We start from the raw sequence: 16,340 nt of genomic DNA on the forward strand, positions 1-16,340 counted from the left end.
AGGTCCCACCCGTGCGAGCGCCACGCCGTCCCCTCCCGACGACGTCCCCCGGACGTCTCCGGCCGTCCGGCCGGATGCGCCGGGCCCCCCTGCTGGCCGTCGTCCTCGCCGGACTCCTGACCGTGGTGTCCTGCACCTCCGGCGGGACCGGCACCGACGGCGCCGCGGGCTCCGGCTCGGCCCTGGAGGCCTCGGCCGGCGCGGTCGACCTCGAGGAGGGCTGGACCTGGGACCGCCAGCCCGGCCCGATGGAGCTGGGCGTCACCCACACCCAGAACAGCCTCGACGACACCGAGCCCGCCGGGGCCCGGCAGCGCGGCGCCGACATCCTGTCCAGCCTCGGCCAGGAGTACCAGAACCACCACCTCATGGGCTTCGGCACGCTGAACCCGGAACCGTCGCCCGGTGAGTTCGAGTGGGAGTCCCTCGACCGGCGGATGGAGCTGACCGAGGAGACCGGCGGCAAGTCCATGCTGACGCTGTGCTGCGCGCCGGACTGGATGAAGGGCGGCCCGCCCGGCGTCACCGCGTGGGACAAGCTGGAGCGCCAGGTCCGCCCGGAGTTCTTCGACGACTACGCCAACCTCGCCCGCGAGGCCGTGCAGCGCTACCCGCAGGTCGACCGCGTCCTGGTCTGGAACGAGCTCAAGGGCTTCTACCACGAGGACGAGAACCGCTGGGACTACGAGGGCTACACCGACCTCTACAACCGCGTCTACGAGGCGGTGAAGTCGGTCCGCCCGGACGTCCAGGTCGGCGGCCCGTACGTGGTGATGAGCAGCGTCCCGCCGGACTCGAACGACGCGTCGGACATCCGCGGGCCGTGGGGCGCGCTCGACCAGCGCCCGCTCGACGTCCTGGACTACTGGCTGGCGAACAACGTCGGTGCGGACTTCATCGTCGTCGACGGCTCCACGACCAACCGCGGCCAGCAGGACGCGATCTCCCCGGTCGACGTCGGCGCCGAGAAGTTCTCGGTGATCGACCGCTGGATCCAGGAGCGCACGCAGCTGCCGATCTGGTGGGCCGAGTTCTACGCGAACGTCCCGGCCGACGCCCAGGCCGGCTACGACACCCCGGCCAGCGCGGTCTCCACGCTCGCCGTCCTGCAGTCGATGGCCCGCTCCGGCACCCAGGGCGCGCTGCTCTGGGGCCCGGAGGGCAGTGACTCGCTGGAGTACTCCTCGCTGTGGAGCGACGCCACCGAGGAGGACGGCGGCCGGCCGACCCCGCTCACCGAGGCGTGGCGCTGGCTGATCCCCAAGCTGCGCCAGGGTGACGTCGAGCTGGGCCGGGCCCAGGGCTCGACGCTGGGGGCCTTCCGCGCCTCGGACGGCTCGGTGCTCCTGATGAACTTCAGCGGCGCCCCGGTCCCGGTCCCCGGCCAGGAGGACCTGCCCGGCTGGGCCGTCGTCCCGCTGGCCAGCAGCGCCTGAGTCCACGACGCCCGTGTGGGGCCGTCCCGGTTCGTCCGGGGCGGCCCCACACGTGTCCGTCAGGTACGCGGGCCGCCCGCGACGTAGATGACCTGGCCGTTCACGAACGACGAGCGCTCGTCGACGAAGAACGACACCGTGTGCGCGATGTCGTCGACCTCCCCGGCCCGCTGCACCGGGATCTCCTTCGCCCGGGCCGCCCGGAACTGCTCCCAGTCCACACCGAGCCGCTCGGCGGTCGCCTTCGTCATCTCCGAGGCGATGAACCCTGGCGCGATGCAGTTCGCGGTGACCCCGAGCTTCCCCAGCTCGACGGCCAGGGTCTTGGTGAAGCCCTGCAGTCCCGCCTTGGCCGCGGCGTAGTTCGCCTGGCCGCGGTTGCCCAGCGCCGAGACCGAGGACAGGGTGACCACCCGGCCCCACTGGGCGGCCACCATGTGCTCCTGCACCGCGCGGGTCATCAGGAACGAGCCGCGCAGGTGCACGCCCATGACCGCGTCCCAGTCGTCGGCGGACATCTTGAACAGCAGGTTGTCCCGGGTGATCCCGGCGTTGTTGACCAGGATCGTCGGTGCGCCCAGCCGGTCGGTCACCGCCGCCACCGCGTCCCGGACGGCGGCCTCGTCGGCGACGTTCGCCCCGAACGCGGCCGCGGTCCCGCCGGCCGCCTCGATCGTCTCGACCGTCGACTTCGCCGCCGACTCCGCCAGGTCCAGCACGGCCACCCGGTGTCCGTCGGCGGCCAGCCGGACGGCGGTGGCGGCACCGATACCGCGGGCCGCTCCGGTGACGACGGCGGTCCTCTGCTGCTGGGTCATGTCTCTCCTCGTCCTCGGGTTATCGCCGGTGATCCCGGTGCAGCGCACCGGCGGACGGGTCGTTCGCCGTCCGCCGTGGTCGCCGCCGCGGCCGATCGTGTCACCCCGCGGCCCGGACGGCAGGGGTCTGTCGGGCTTTTCTCACCTCTCCTCGGGGACGCTCGCTTCGACTACCGTCGAACCGTCCGTTCCCGACCGGAAAGGAATTTCATGGCCGTCGAGCGTTCTTCCGCCTACCGGCTGGCTCTGCCGGAACCGACCGAGTCCCACGAACAGGACGCGGAGTACTGCGTCCTCGACACCGGCGAGGGGTGGACCGAGTACCGGTTCCACGACTACGACGCGCTGTACCGCGTCCCCGGCCTCTACGAGAACCTGTTCTACGAGATCCTGCAGTGCCAGTCCCCGCCCGTGGTGTGCGACCTGCTGGCCGAGCAGGTCCGGGGCGGCGGCCTCGACCCGTCCGGGCTCCGGGTGCTCGACGTCGGTGCCGGCAACGGCATCGTCGCCGAGGAACTGCGCACCCGCGGCTTCGGCAAGGTCGTCGGGGTCGACATCATCCCGGAGGCCCGCGAGGCCGCGACCCGGGACCGGCCCGGCGTGTACGACGACTACCACGTCGTCGACCTGACCGCCCTCGACGACGACCGGGCCTCCGCCATCGCCTCCGGCGGGTTCGACGTCCTGACCTGCGTCGCCGCCCTCGGCTTCGGCGACATCCCGCCGGCCGCGTTCCGCGCGGCGCTGGACATGGTCGCGGTCGACGGCTTCGTCGCCCTCACCATCCGCGAGGACTTCCTGACCGACGGCGACACCTCGGGTTTCGCCGGGTTGATCACGTCGCTGCTGGACTCCGGCGAGCTGGAGCAACTCGGCTCGACCGTGTACCGGCACCGGCTCGCCACCTCGCGGGCCCCGCTGCACTACCGGGCCGTGGTGGCCCGCAGGCGCCGTCCGCGCGCGTAGCTCCGGTGCGCCCGCGTCGGCCGCACCGGAGCGATCGACGCGGGCGCGAACGCGCCCCATCGGAACAGCCGCGAACGCGCCCCGTCGGAACAGCCGCGAAGGCGTCCCGCCGGAACAGCCCCGAACGCGCCCCCTCCGCACCGCTGCCGACGCGTCACCGCGAACTCCGCATTCAGGGCAGGCTGGGCTAATCTCCACGGGTGCTCCGGAGACTCATCCCGCTGCTGGCCCTGGTCGGCCTGCTCACCGCCTGCTCGTCCGCACCCACCCCGGAGGAGCCCGCCGGGCCCCCCGCGGCGGCGGGGGCGTTCCCCGTCCGGATCGACCACGCCTACGGCACCACCGAGATCCCCGAGCAGCCGCAGCGGGTGGTCGCGCTCGGCGTCACCGACGCCGACCCGGTACTGGCGCTGGGCATCACGCCGGTCGCGACCGCGACCTACACGTTCTACGAGCAGTCCGGCGGGCTCGGCCCGTGGGCCCGCGACCTGGTGCAGGGCGAACCGCCGGTCGTCCTGACCGGGGACCCGAAGCCCGAGCAGATCGCCGCGCTGGCCCCGGACCTGATCGTCGCCGTCACCGCGAGCCTGCAGCAGCCGCTCTACGAGCAGCTCTCGGCGATCGCCCCGGTCGTGGCCCGGCCCGCCGACACGATCGACTTCGGCGTGCCCCGCGACGCGCAGATGCGGACCGTGGCAACCGCGCTCGGGCAGCCGGAGCGCGGCGAGGAGCTCATCGCGCAGGCCGACGCCGCGTTCGCCGAGGCCGTCACCGCCAACCCGGCGTTCAAGGGCAGGACGGCCGCGACGGTGCTGCCGTTCGACGGCAAGTACGGCGCCTACACCGCCGCCGACGCCCGCGGCCGGTTCATGACCGATCTCGGCTTCGCCCTGCCGCCGCGGATCGCCGAGCAGGACTCCGGCAGCTTCTACGTCGAGGTGTCCTCGGAGCAGGCCGGCCTGCTCGACGCGGACACGCTGCTGATGCTCGCCGCCGAGAACTCCGAGCGGATGCAGATCGAGGGCGACCCCATCCTGCAGCAGGTGCCGGTGGTCGCGGAGGGGCGCATGATCGTCCCGGACACCGACCTGCGCGGCGCCATCACCTACAACAGCGTGCTGTCGGTGCCCTACGCCCTGGACCGGCTGGTGCCGCAGCTGGCGACCGCGCTGCAGGGCTGAGATCCGGGTTAGGGTCGCGGCCGTGAACGTGACCGACAGATTCCGACTCGACGGCAGGGTCGCCGTCGTGACCGGCGCGTCCTCCGGGCTGGGTGTGGCCTTCGCCGAGGGACTCGCCCAGGCCGGGGCCGACCTGGTCCTGGGTGCCCGGCGGGCCGACCGCATGGCCGAGACCGTGCGGCTGGTCGAGGCGGCGGGCCGGCGCGCGGTCGCCGTCCCGACCGACGTGACCCGCCCGGAGGACTGCCGGGCACTGGCGCAGGCGGCCGTGGACGGGTTCGGGCGGCTCGACGTCCTGGTGAACAACGCCGGCGTCGGGACGGCCGTGCCGGCGCTGAAGGAGACCCCGGAGCAGTTCACCGAGGTCGTGGACATCAACCTCAACGGCAGCTACTGGATGGCCCAGGCGTGCGCCGCGCTCATGGAGCCCGGGTCGAGCATCGTCAACATCTCCAGCGTCCTCGGGCTCACGACCGCCTCGCTGCCGCAGGCGGCGTACTCGGCGTCCAAGGCCGGGATCGTCGGGCTCACCCGGGACCTGGCCCAGCAGTGGGCCAGCCGCCGGGACATCCGGGTCAACGCGATCGCACCCGGGTTCTTCGCCTCCGAGATGACCGACCAGTACCCGGACGGCTACCTGGAGCGGATGGCCGAGCGCATCCCGATGGGGCGCACGGGCGATCCCGCCGAGCTCACCGCGGCCGTCGTCTTCCTCGCCTCCACCGCGGGCGGGTACCTGACCGGCCAGACGATCGCCGTCGACGGCGGGCTCACGATCACCTGAGCCGGGGCGCGCTCCGCCGTGCCGCGCGGCGCCGGCCGCCCTACGCTTCCGTGCGTGCCCGACATCACGACGCTGATCCTCGACGATCACGCCTGGTTCCGGCGGCAGTTCGCAGCGCTCGACGAGCTGCAGGCCCGGGCCGGGACCGACACGCGCGAGCTCGTCCGGCTCTGGGAGCCGCTGGCCGCCCGGCTGGACGTGCACGCGATCGCCGAGGAGAAGATCTTCTACCCGCAGCTGCTGCAGCACGGCGAGGATCCCCAGGAGGAGACCCTCGACGCCATCGACGACCACAACGACATCCGGGACGGCGTGGCCCGCGCCGGACGCAGCCCGGTGGGCTCCGGCGAGTGGTGGGCGGGCGTCTGGGACGCCCGGCGCGCCAACGACGAGCACATGGGCGAGGAGGAGAACGAGGGGCTGGCGAACTTCCGGCTCAACGCCACCGTCGGCCTGCGCGAGTCGCTGGGCAGTCAGTTCCAGGAGTTCATGGACGCCCACCCGACTCCGGCCGATCTCGACAACTCCGACCAGGACCCGCAGGCCTACGTCGCCGCGGTCGAGAACCGCATCGACCCACCGAGCCCGACCACCACCGGGCTCGGCATCGGCGATCTGAAGGGACGGCAGCAGTGACGGCCCAGGACCATCTCCTCCGCGACAAGGCCCCGATCCCGGTCACCGCCTGGAAGGCGGTCGACGAGGAGGCCCGGGAGCGGCTCACCCCGCTGCTGGCCGGACGCCGGATCGCGGACTGGGGCGGGACCGCGGGCTGGGAGGCGTCGTCGGTGCCGATCGGCCGGTCCACCCGGCTGGGCGGGCCGCCGCCCGGGGTGAAGGCGGACAGTGCGACCGCCCGGCTGCGCCGGGTGCAGCCGCTCGCGGAGTTCCGGGTGCCGTTCACGGTGTCCCGCGACGAGATCGACGACGTCGAGCGCGGCGCCCAGGACCCCGAGTTCGACGACCTCGCCCGGGCCGCCCGGGAGGCCGCGGAGATCGAGAACCGGGCGATGTTCCACGGCTGGCCGGAGGCACTGATCGAGGGGATCGCCGCCTCCAGCCCGTACGACGCGCTGGCGCTCGGCGCGGAGTCCGACCGCTACCCCGCCGTCGTCGCGCGGGCGGTGGACGTGCTGCGCCAGGGCGGCATCGAGGGGCCGTTCGCCCTCGCGATCGCCCCGGAGGGCTTCACCCGGATCGCCGAGACCGCCGAGCACGGCGGCTACCCCCTGTTCGACCACCTCACCCGGATCCTGGGCGGGCAGATCCTGCGCGCCCCGGGCCTGGACGGGGCGCTCGTCGTCTCGCAGCGGGGCGGGGACTTCGTGCTCGACGTCGGGCAGGACGTGGCGATCGGCTACTCCGACCACGACGCCCGTGAGGTCCACCTGTACCTGGAGGAGTCGTTCACCTTCCGGGTGACCGAACCGGACGCCGCGATCGTCCTGCACTGATCCGCACCCTCCTCCGTCGGGATGCACTCATGGAGCTTCGGCCTCGTACGGCCGGGCCGAAGCTCCATGAGTGCGACCGGGGGCGGGTGCCGGAACGGGCTCAGTCCAGGAGGACGGTGCGCAGGTCCAGGCGGTGCAGGACGCGGTCCGCGGCGTGCGGGTCCACCCCCGGTTCACGACGGGCCGCCAGCACCTCGGTGCGCGCCGCCGCCAGTGCGGACGCCTGCGCGTCGGCGACCTGACCGCGCACCGCCTGCACCGAGGCGAACCGCTGCCGTTCCTCCTCCGACGGGGTCTCCCCGGACAGCACCGCCTCCAGGCGTTCGACCCGCTCCCGCATCCGGGCGCCGACCTCCTCGGGCAGCTCGCGCACCCGGCGCTCGAACTCCATCGTCGCCATCGCGGCGCGCCGGGCCCGCAGCACGATCTCCTTCTCCGCGCGGGTCTCGGCCTCGGCCTCGTCGTCCACGCCGAGCAGGCGGACCAGCGCCGGCAGGGTGAAGCCGGGCACGAGCAGCGTCACCAGCAGGACCGACACCGCGATCAGCACCAGCTCGGCCCGGTACGGGAAGGGCTCCCCCGACGCCAGCGTCGTCGGCAGCGACAGCGCGAGCGCCAGCGTCGCCAGCCCGCGCATGCCGCACCAGGCCAGGAGCACCGCCTCGCGCCCGGTCCGCGGGGCCGCCGAGGCGTCGTCGCTGCGGCGGACGAAGCGCCACGCGGCCAGCATCCACAGGGTCCGGACCACCACGACGACCAGGCACACGACGGCGGCGTGGCCGAGCATCCGCGGCAGCTCGTCCCCGGCGGCCGTCACGACCTGGTGCAGGTCCAGCCCGATCAGGCCGAACGCGATGCCGGTGACGACCAGCTCGACCACGTTCCACAGCGAGGCCTGGGTGATCCGCTCGGCGGCCTCGTCGGCGTCCGCCCCGGCACGCAGCTGCAACGCGAGCACGACGACGGCGATCACCCCGGACGCGTGCAGCTCCTCCGCCGCCAGGTAGGTCGCGAACGGCAGTACCAGCGTCAGTGCGCTGCGCCCGGTGGTGTCGGTGAGCCGGCCCAGTACGGTGCGGGCGAGCCAGGCGATGACGAGCCCCAGCACCACGGCGCCGAGGGCTCCGGCGACGAACCGGACGCCGAGGCCGAGCGGGCTCAGCTCGTCACCGGAGACCGTCGCGAGCACCGCGGCCTGGAAGATGACCAGCGCGGTGGCGTCGTTGAACAGGCCCTCGCTCTGCAGCACCGAGATCATCCGGCGCGGGATCGGCACCTGACCGGCGACCGCCTCGACCGCGACCGGGTCCGGCGGGGCCACCATGGCACCGAGCGCGACGGCCGCGGTGAGCGCGATCCCCGGCACCAGCACCCACACCGTCCCGGCGACCGCGGTGACGGTCACCAGGACCAGCGCCACGGCGAGCAGGGCGATCGTCCGCCAGCGGGCCCGGAACAGCGCCCACGACGTGCGCTGCGCCGTCGCGAACAGCAACGGCGGCAGGAACAGCGGCAGGATCAGCTCCGGCTCGACGACGAACGAGTCCGGCAGCCCCGGTACCACCGCGACGACGGCACCGAGCACGACCATCAGCGCGGGCCACGGCAACCGCAGCCGCTCCCCCACCCCGACCAGGACGACCGCCGCCAGCGCGAGGCCGACGACCATCAGCAGCATCTCCACGTGTCCCACCCTTCCTGCTCGCCACCGCGGCGGGGTGCGGCGCGCCGTGCCAGGATTCACCGGACACGTACACCGCCGACGAGGAGGTCGCCCACCGTGCCCCGCAACCCCTACGACGAGCTGCCCCCGGTCCCGTCGTTCACCCTGACCAGCGAGGACGTCAACGACGGCGCCGCGCTCGCCACCCCGCAGCTGTCCGGGATCTTCGGCGCCGGCGGCGAGGACGTCTCACCGCAGCTGTCCTGGTCCGGCGCCCCGCCCGAGACCCGATCCTATGTGGTCACCTGTTACGACCCGGACGCCCCGACCGGGGCCGGCTTCTGGCACTGGGCGGTGCTGAACATCCCGGCCTCGGTGACCTCGCTCCCCAGCGGCGCCGGGGACGACACCGGCTCGGGCCTGCCCGAGGGCGCGGTGCAGCTGGCGAACGACGCGAGCCTGCCCCGTTTCCTGGGCGCGGCGCCGCCGCCCGGGCACGGCCCGCACCGCTACTACTTCGCGGTGCACGCCGTCGGGGTGGCGGAGCTGGACGTCCCGGCCACCGCGACGCCGTCGTTCCTGGCGTTCAACCTGTTCGGCGGCACGCTGGCCAGGGCCGTCCTGGTCGGGACGCACGCCAACCTGAGCTGAGCACCGGCGTGGACCCGGCGGTCGAGGGGGCCCGGCTCTACCGGCTGGCCCCGGAGGACTTCGTGGCGGCGCGGGACGAGGTCGTCGCCGCGGCCCGCGCCGCCGGGGACCCCGGCGCCGCGCGGGAGATCGCGGCGCTGAAGCGGCCGACCCGCGCGGCGTGGCTGACGAACCTCCTGGTCGCGCAGGCCCCCGACGAGGTCGACGGTCTGCTCGCCCTCGCCGGCCCGCTCGAGCAGGCCCAGCGCTCCCTCGACGGCCCGGCCCTGCGCGAGATCTCCGGCCGTCGGTCCCGGCTCCTGGGTGGTCTGGCCCGCCGGGCGGCGGGACTCGGCCGCGACGCCGGCCACCGGGTCGACGCCGGTCTGGAACGGGAGGTCCGCGCGGTGCTGGAGTCGGCGCTGGCCGATCCGGCGCTGGCCGACCGGGTCCGGTCCGGACGGCTGGTCCGGGCCGAGCGGCACAGCGGGTTCGGTCCGGTGCCGGGCGGTCCGGACCCCGGGGAGGACGACGGCGGCACCGTTCCGGTCCGGCCCGGCCCGGCCCGCGCTCCGGCCGGGTCCGGCACCGGGCGCGGCCGCGGGCCCGGTGGGCGCCCGGACGCCGCCACCGGTCACGCGGCCCGCCGCGGTACCGAGCGCGACCGGCAGCACAGCGCCGAGCGCGACCGGCAACACCGCGCCGAGCGCGAGGAGCAGGACCGCGCCGAACGCGAGGAGCGGCTCCGCGCGCAACGTCGTGCGGCAGCGGGCGAGCGGGTGGAGCAGGCCCGGCTCGCGGCGCACGACGCCGCCCGGGAACGGGACGCCACCCGGGACCGGCGCGACGCCGCGGCCGACCGCCGGGACGCGGCCCACCGCCGGATCGAGGACCTGCGCGCGGAGCTGGACCGGGCCCGCACCGCGGTGACGGGTGCCGACCGGGACCTCGCCGCCGCCGAGCGGGACGCCGCGGCCGCCGAGCGCCGGGCCCGCCGGGCCGGGACCGAGGTCGCGACGGCGGAGCGGGACCTCGACGAGCTCGACGACTAGCCCCGGGCCCGGACCGCGACGTCAGCCGACCAGCAGCCTCGGCAGCAGGTACACGACGGAGAAGGCCTCGTAGTAGGCACCGATCACGAGGATCACGATCGCCGGCAGCGCGAGGCACGCGAGCCGCCGCAGACCGACCACGTAGGCCCGGCGACGGGTGTCCACACCGAGGTAGGCGGGACGGATCCAGCCGCGGCCGAGCTGGAGGACCCCGAACATGACGACGGCGTACCCGGTGAGCTCGATGACGAGGGTCACAGAGTGCGGGATGAGCACGGTCGCGGTGGTCGGGTCGGTCGGCGCGATCGAGACGCCCACGTTGAACATGTAGAGCGCGATCACCGGGATGCCGAGGAACGGCACGACCAGCGACGGCAGGACGATGCCGCCGACGGCGGCCACGAACACGTTGATCAGCAGGATCGTGGTCCCGAAAAACCAGGGGTTCGTGATCATCGTGTTCACCAGGTCGTCCGACACCCCGCCGGCGACCAGCGTGGGCAGCTCGAGGCCGGGGAACAGCATCCCCGTGCCCATGCCGAGCAGGAGCGCTCCGAAGATCAGCACGAGGAGCAGCGTCAGCGCGCGCCGGTCGGAGCGCAGGATGTCGGCGGTCGTACGGAGCAGCTTCACGGCTTCTTCCCGGGACGGAGGCGTTGCATGGACCATTTCGGTTGGTACCCGACCATATCGGTCCTCGATCGCTCCGTCCATGTGCGTCACCCGGCCAGGGGGAACACCTGCCAAGCCGGGGAGCGGCCCTCGCCGGTAGTGACGTGGTGTCATGCCCGGTGGGTGACGCCACGGAACTGGGTCACCGGGGTGCGCAGGGCTGTGATGGACGGCGAGACCGACCGATCACGACGGTTCCCGCCCGGCCGAGGAGACCCCATGTCCCGTTCCCGCCTGCTACCACTCCTCGTGGGGGCGCTGTCCCTGACGGTGGTCGCCGCCTGCGGCACACCGGCACCGGCCGTCGCACCGGCGGGCGGCCCGGACGGGGCCGGTCCACCGCCGGCCCGGTTCTCCGAGCAGCAGATCGCATGGCAGCCGTGCGGATCCTTCGCCACGACGACGGCCGACGAGGCCCTCTACGCGAACGACCGGTTCGACTGCGCCCGGGTCGCCGTACCCCTCGACTACGCCGACCCCGCCGGAGTGACCGGGCAGGTCGCCCTGATCCGGGCGAAGGCACGGGGCGACCGGATCGGATCGCTGCTCGTCAACCCCGGCGGACCCGGGGCGTCCGGGATGAACTTCGTGGCCACGCTCGGACCGGTGTGGGACAACACCGAGGTCGGTGAGCGCTTCGACGTGGTCGGGTTCGACCCGCGCGGGGTCGGCGCGTCGACGCCCCGGGTGGACTGCTTCACCGACGACGAGGCCGACCGCGACGTCCCACCCGGGCCGTACCTGTTCGACGTCGGCAGTGCCGGGCAGGCAGCTGACATCGCCCGGCGCTGCAGCGACGGCAGCGGCGGGGTCGAGGCGCTGACCAGCGTCGGGAGCGGCAACGTCGTGCAGGACATGGATGTTCTCCGCAGCGTCCTGGGCGAGGAGAAGCTGACCTACCTCGGCTACAGCTACGGCAGCGAGCTGGGCGCGATGTACGCCGAGAGGTACCCGCAGAACCTGCGGGCGATGGTGATCGACGGAGCGGTCGATCCGGAGCTGTCGGAGTCGCAGTTCCGGCTCTCCCAGTTCGCCGCCTGGCAGCGGACCTTCGACGAGCTCGCGAGCACCTGTGCCGCCGGTCCGGACTGTCCACTGGGCACCGATCCCGCCCGGGCGAACGAAACGTTCCAGGAGCTCACCCGCCCGCTGCTGGACCGTCCCGTACCCACCACCGACGGTCGTCTGCTGACCCACGCCGACCTCGTCCAGGGCGTGACGAGTTCCTTCTTCTCCCCCGCCCAGCGATCGATGATCCTCGACGGCCTCCGGGAGCTGCGGACCGGGCGCGGCGACACCCTGCTCGCCCTGCGCGACCTCGCCCTGGGGCGCGGCGCGGACGGCAGCTACGGCGGGGCCGCGTACATGGACGCCAACCTCGCCATCCGCTGCATGGACAACCCGCGCCGCAGCCCCGCCGAGCAGGCCGACCTGCGTGACCGGGCGCACCGGGCCGCACCGTTCCTCGACCCCGGCCGCCCGGCCGGCCCGGCCCACTACGAGTGCGAGGGATGGCCCGAGCCGCCGAGCCGGCAGCTGCCGTGGCTCGCCGGCGCCGACGCGGTGCCGCCCACGCTCACCGTCTCGCTCACCGACGATCCGGGAACGCCGCACCAGGGTGGCGTCACCATGGCCCGTCGCCTGGGCGGCAGCCTGCTGAGCGTCGAGGCGGCCCAGCACGGCATCGCCCTCTACGGCGGCAACGCGTGCGTCGACCGCGCCGTGTCGGACTACCTCGTCGACCTCACGACCCCGCAGCCCGGCGCGACGTGCGGCAGGTGACCGGCCGGGCCCGCTCCCGGCCGGGCGCGGTGTCGCTGCCGGCGGCGGTCCCGCCCGGTCAGCCGCGACCGCCGCGCCGGCCCGCGTCGTCGACGGAGGCCCGCAGCACCCGGGCACAGGCACGCGCCCCCCGGTCGGTCATCACCGTCGCCGCGTGGTCGGCCTCGGGCAGCAGCTCGGCCGAGACCAGCGCGGACGACCCGCCCACCAGCGCAGACACGTGCGTGGCCGGGTACAACGGCGGAGTGTCCGGCCCGACCGACCACGCCGCGTACAGCGCCCGGACCGGTACCGCGAGCCGGTCGAACGCCGTGCGCCCCGCCGAGCTGCAGAAGATCGACACCGCGTCCTCGACGACGGTGTCGAGGTCCCTGGCGACCCGCACCCCGTCCCCGGCCGGGACGAGCTCGTGGGCCAGCACCTCCGCCGTGCGCGGGTCGGCGGGATCGCACAGCGGGGCCGCCGTCGAGCAGTAGTGCCGCGCGTAGGCCGCCGGATCGGGCCACACACCGTCGCTCGCGTAGGCCGCGCGCAGTCGCGCGGTCGTCGCCCCGACGGGCGCGGGTGGCCCGGGGAGGGGCAGCCCGCCGTCGACCAGGGTGACCGACCGGGTCAGCTCCGGGTGTCGCACCGCGAACTCGGTGGCCACGAATCCGCCCATCGACATGCCGATCACGTGCACGGGCCCGAGGTCCAGCGCCGACGTCAGATCGGCGAGCCGGTCCGCGTGCGCCGCGGGCGACGACGGCCGGACGGCGGACGCGGGAGTACCGCCCCGGCCGGCGAGATCCGGTGCGATCAGCGTGAGGTCCGGGGCGGCGTCGTGCAGCCACCGCCACAGCAGCCCGGTACTCGACACCCCGTGCACCGCCAGTACCGGCTCGGACGCACCGTCCCACCGCGTGACGTACATCGGACCGGCGCTGGTCACGATGTCCTCGGTACCGGACACGATCGCGAACGTAGCACCCTCCGGCCCGTGCGGTGTCCCGGTCAGACCGCCCCCGGGCAGGTGGGCGGGCTCACCGGGACACCCGGGCGGCGCCTACCTACGCTGGCACGGGTGATCACACGGTGAGGACGGCGGCACGTCTGCGCGAGGTCCCCTGGTGGCGCTGGCTCCTGCTCGGCGGCCTGACGACGGTCGGCACGATCGCCCTCGCCGCGCTCGACGTGCCGTCGCCGGCCCTGTTCGCCGGGCTGCTCGTGGCGAGCGTGCTCGCGCTGGCCGGGCTCGGGCCCGATCGTGTGGCCCGCCCGGCGACGTCCGGGGCGCAGGCCGTGATCGGCATCGTCATCGGGCTGCTGGCCCGCCCGGACACCCTCGCCACGGTCGCCGCGCAGGGGGTGCCGGTGCTCCTGATCAGCCTCGGGACGCTGCTCGTCTCCATGGCCGCCGGGCTGCTGATGGGGCTCCAGCGCGGGGTCACCCCGCTCACCGGGATGCTCGCGCAGACCGCGGGCGGCGCGTCCGGGCTCGTCGCGATCAGCCGGGAGCTGGGTGGTGACGAGCGGATGGTCGCCGTCATCCAGTACCTGCGGGTCGGCCTGGTGACGGCGACGATGCCGGTCGTCGCCGCGCTCGCCTACGGCGCGGGGACCGGCGGTGGCGCCACCGGTGCACCGGCCGCCCCGCAGGCTCCCTGGTGGGTCGGTCTCGCGATCACCGCCGCCTGCGTGCTGATCGGGATCCCGCTCGGCCGGCTCGCGCGGGTGCCGGCGGCCGCGCTGCTCGGGCCCATGGTCGTCGCGCTGGTGATCAGCACGGCCGGTCTCTCGTTCGACGCGGCCGTCCCGATGCCGCTGGTCGAGGTCGCCTATGCGGTGATCGGCTGGCAGGCCGGGCTGCGGTTCACCCGGGCGGCCCTCGGCACCGTCGTGCGAGTGCTGCCGCTGGCGACCGCACTGATCCTCGCCGTCGTCGCGCTGTGCGCGGCGCTCGGGATGCTGCTGTCCCACCTCACCGGCATGACGCCGCTCGAGGGCTACCTCGCGACCACCCCCGGCGGGATCTACGCGGTGCTCGCCACGGCGATCTCCTCGGGCGCGGACGTCACCTCGGTCGTCGCGGTCCAGGTGCTGCGGGTGGTCCTCATGCTGCTGGCGGCGCCGTGGATCGCCCGGTTCGTCGGGCGCCGGCTGGGCGCCGGGCCCGCGACCTGACCGCGAAGATCCACACTCGTGGCGCACAGGTGGTGCGGCGGGACGGGTGCATGCGGCAGGCTGTCACCGAATCGATCCGGACGGAAGGACACCGCATGTCCGTGCACGAGCGCGCCGGGACCCCGGCACGCGCCGAGGACCTGATCGACGTGGACGCGCTGCTCGCGGCGTACCGCGACACCCGGCCCGACCCGGCGGTCGACGTCCAGCGGGTCGCCTTCGGCACCTCCGGTCACCGCGGCTCGGCGCTGGCGGCCACGTTCAACGACGACCACATCGCCGCAACCAGCCAGGCAATCGTCGAGTACCGGGCCGCACAGGGCATCGACGGCCCGCTGTTCCTGGGGCGCGACTCGCACGCGCTGTCCGAGCCCGCCACCCGGACCGCGGCCGAGGTGTTCGCCGCGAACGGCGTGGAGCTGGTGCTCGACTCCCGCGACGGCCTGACGCCCACCCCGGCGATCTCGCACGCGATCCTCGTGGCCAACGCCGGGCGCTCCGCGCACCTGGCCGACGGCGTCGTCGTCACCCCGTCGCACAACCCGCCCGCCGACGGCGGCTTCAAGTACAACCCGCCGGACGGCGGCCCGGCCGGCACCGACGCGACGTCCTGGATCGCCGACCGCGCCAACGCGCTGCTGGAGGCCGGACTGTCCGGGGTCCGGCGGACGACCGCGGTCGAGGCCGGGCGCTACGACTACCGCGGCGAGTACGTGGCGGCGCTGGACCAGGTACTGGACATGGCGGCGATCCGGGACGCCGGGGTCACGATCGGCGCCGACCCGCTCGGCGGTGCGTCGGTCGACTACTGGGGCGCGATCGCCGAGCGCTACGGCCTGGACCTCACCGTGGTGAACCCCGAGGTCGACCCGGCGTTCGGGTTCATGACCCTGGACTGGGACGGCAAGATCCGGATGGACTGCTCGTCGCCGTACGCGATGGCGTCCCTGGTCTCGCGGATGTCGTCGGACGCCCCGTTCACCATCGCCACCGGCAACGACGCCGACGCCGACCGGCACGGCATCGTCACCGCCGACGGCGGCCTGATGAACCCGAACCACTACCTGGCCGTCGCGATCGGCTACCTGTACGCGCACCGGCCCGGCTGGCCGTCCGCGGCCGGTATCGGCAAGACCGCGGTGAGCTCGTCGATGATCGACCGGGTCGCCGCCGACCTGGGGCGCCCGCTGGTCGAGGTGCCGGTCGGGTTCAAGTGGTTCGTCCCGGGCCTGCGTTCCGGTGACATCGCCTTCGGCGGCGAGGAGAGCGCCGGGGCGTCGTTCCTGCGCCGCGACGGGTCGCCGTGGAGCACCGACAAGGACGGCCTGCTGCTCGCGCTGCTCGCCTCCGAGATCACCGCCGTCACCGGCCGGACCCCGACCGAGCACTACGCCGACCTCACCCGCCGGTTCGGTGAGCCCGCGTACGCGCGTACCGACGTCGCCTGCAGCCGCGAGGACAAGGCGGCCCTGGCCAAGCTGGACTCCGGCGCGGTGACCGCCACCGAGCTGGCCGGGGACCCGATCACGGCGCGGCTCACCAGCGCACCGGGCAACGACGCGGCCCTCGGCGGGCTCAAGGTCGTGACCGGCTCCGGCTGGTTCGCGGCGCGGCCGTCGGGCACCGAGGACGTCTACAAGGTCTACGCCGAGAGCTTCCGTGGCGCCGAACACCTCGCCGCCATCCAGTCGGAGGCCCGCGAGGTGGTCGCCACCGCGCTGGCCGGATGAGGGGGAACG

15 protein-coding genes are annotated in these 16,340 nt (G+C 74.2%); 11 read left to right on the forward strand and 4 right to left on the reverse strand.

Going from position 1 to position 16,340, the window contains the following annotated elements:
- Positions 1-74: 74 nt before the first annotated feature.
- The gene (locus tag AFB00_RS26490; protein WP_068799435.1) at positions 75-1,436 is read left to right on the forward strand and encodes a GH39 family glycosyl hydrolase; all 1,362 of its coding nucleotides are present in this window, start codon (positions 75-77) and stop codon (positions 1,434-1,436) included.
- A 59-nt stretch (positions 1,437-1,495) separates the two neighbouring features.
- Here AFB00_RS26490 and fabG read toward each other — a convergent pair whose 3' ends face one another.
- A complete protein-coding gene (gene fabG, locus AFB00_RS26495) occupies positions 1,496-2,254 on the reverse strand; it encodes a 3-oxoacyl-ACP reductase FabG (protein WP_068799436.1) in 759 nt (252 codons plus the stop codon).
- 210 nt (positions 2,255-2,464) lie between these two features.
- On the opposite strand from fabG, the gene AFB00_RS26500 reads away from it, so the two are divergent.
- From AFB00_RS26500 to AFB00_RS26520, 5 genes are all read left to right on the forward strand, one after another.
- Positions 2,465-3,220 (forward strand): class I SAM-dependent methyltransferase, encoded by a 756-nt coding sequence (locus tag AFB00_RS26500; protein WP_068799437.1) that lies wholly within the window; start codon positions 2,465-2,467, stop codon positions 3,218-3,220.
- A gap of 200 nt (positions 3,221-3,420) precedes the next feature.
- On the forward strand, positions 3,421-4,401 hold the full coding sequence (locus AFB00_RS26505; protein WP_068799438.1) for an iron-siderophore ABC transporter substrate-binding protein: 981 nt from the start codon (positions 3,421-3,423) through the stop codon (positions 4,399-4,401).
- A 22-nt stretch (positions 4,402-4,423) separates the two neighbouring features.
- The gene (locus tag AFB00_RS26510) at positions 4,424-5,185 is read left to right on the forward strand and encodes an SDR family NAD(P)-dependent oxidoreductase (protein ID WP_068799439.1); all 762 of its coding nucleotides are present in this window, start codon (positions 4,424-4,426) and stop codon (positions 5,183-5,185) included.
- A 54-nt stretch (positions 5,186-5,239) separates the two neighbouring features.
- On the forward strand, positions 5,240-5,821 hold the full coding sequence (locus AFB00_RS26515; protein WP_068799440.1) for a hemerythrin domain-containing protein: 582 nt from the start codon (positions 5,240-5,242) through the stop codon (positions 5,819-5,821).
- Entirely contained in the window at positions 5,818-6,639 is an 822-nt protein-coding gene (locus AFB00_RS26520; RefSeq protein WP_068799441.1) for a family 1 encapsulin nanocompartment shell protein, read from the forward strand. The genes AFB00_RS26515 and AFB00_RS26520 overlap by 4 nt, the downstream gene beginning before the upstream one ends.
- Positions 6,640-6,739: 100 nt before the next feature.
- Here AFB00_RS26520 and AFB00_RS26525 read toward each other — a convergent pair whose 3' ends face one another.
- Complete coding sequence (locus AFB00_RS26525) at positions 6,740-8,317, reverse strand: Na+/H+ antiporter (RefSeq protein WP_231974504.1); 1,578 nt, start codon at positions 8,315-8,317, stop codon at positions 6,740-6,742.
- A gap of 102 nt (positions 8,318-8,419) precedes the next feature.
- Here AFB00_RS26525 and AFB00_RS26530 point away from each other — a divergent pair, with 102 nt between their 5' ends.
- Positions 8,420-8,953, forward strand: a complete 534-nt coding sequence (locus tag AFB00_RS26530) for a YbhB/YbcL family Raf kinase inhibitor-like protein (protein ID WP_068799443.1) — start codon at positions 8,420-8,422, stop codon at positions 8,951-8,953.
- A gap of 8 nt (positions 8,954-8,961) precedes the next feature.
- A complete protein-coding gene (locus AFB00_RS26535) occupies positions 8,962-9,984 on the forward strand; it encodes a hypothetical protein (protein WP_068799444.1) in 1,023 nt (340 codons plus the stop codon).
- Between the two features lie 21 nt (positions 9,985-10,005).
- On the opposite strand, the gene AFB00_RS26540 is transcribed toward AFB00_RS26535, so the two are convergent.
- Positions 10,006-10,617 carry a hypothetical protein gene (locus tag AFB00_RS26540; RefSeq protein ID WP_068799445.1) on the reverse strand — a complete coding sequence of 204 codons (612 nt, stop codon included), beginning with the start codon at positions 10,615-10,617 and terminating at the stop codon, positions 10,006-10,008.
- A 258-nt stretch (positions 10,618-10,875) separates the two neighbouring features.
- Here AFB00_RS26540 and AFB00_RS26545 point away from each other — a divergent pair, with 258 nt between their 5' ends.
- Positions 10,876-12,438 carry an alpha/beta hydrolase gene (locus AFB00_RS26545; RefSeq protein WP_068799446.1) on the forward strand — a complete coding sequence of 521 codons (1,563 nt, stop codon included), beginning with the start codon at positions 10,876-10,878 and terminating at the stop codon, positions 12,436-12,438.
- A 58-nt stretch (positions 12,439-12,496) separates the two neighbouring features.
- On the opposite strand, the gene AFB00_RS26550 is transcribed toward AFB00_RS26545, so the two are convergent.
- A complete protein-coding gene (locus AFB00_RS26550) occupies positions 12,497-13,390 on the reverse strand; it encodes an alpha/beta fold hydrolase (protein ID WP_083275849.1) in 894 nt (297 codons plus the stop codon).
- 122 nt (positions 13,391-13,512) lie between these two features.
- Here AFB00_RS26550 and AFB00_RS26555 point away from each other — a divergent pair, with 122 nt between their 5' ends.
- Positions 13,513-14,601: an AbrB family transcriptional regulator gene (locus AFB00_RS26555; RefSeq protein ID WP_083275850.1), complete on the forward strand. Its 1,089-nt coding sequence runs from the start codon at positions 13,513-13,515 to the stop codon at positions 14,599-14,601.
- A gap of 95 nt (positions 14,602-14,696) precedes the next feature.
- The gene (gene pgm, locus AFB00_RS26560) at positions 14,697-16,331 is read left to right on the forward strand and encodes a phosphoglucomutase (alpha-D-glucose-1,6-bisphosphate-dependent) (protein ID WP_068799447.1); all 1,635 of its coding nucleotides are present in this window, start codon (positions 14,697-14,699) and stop codon (positions 16,329-16,331) included.
- Positions 16,332-16,340 lie beyond the last annotated feature (9 nt).

The organism is Pseudonocardia sp. HH130630-07 (assembly GCF_001698125.1).
Taxonomy (GTDB): Bacteria; Actinomycetota; Actinomycetes; order Mycobacteriales; family Pseudonocardiaceae; genus Pseudonocardia.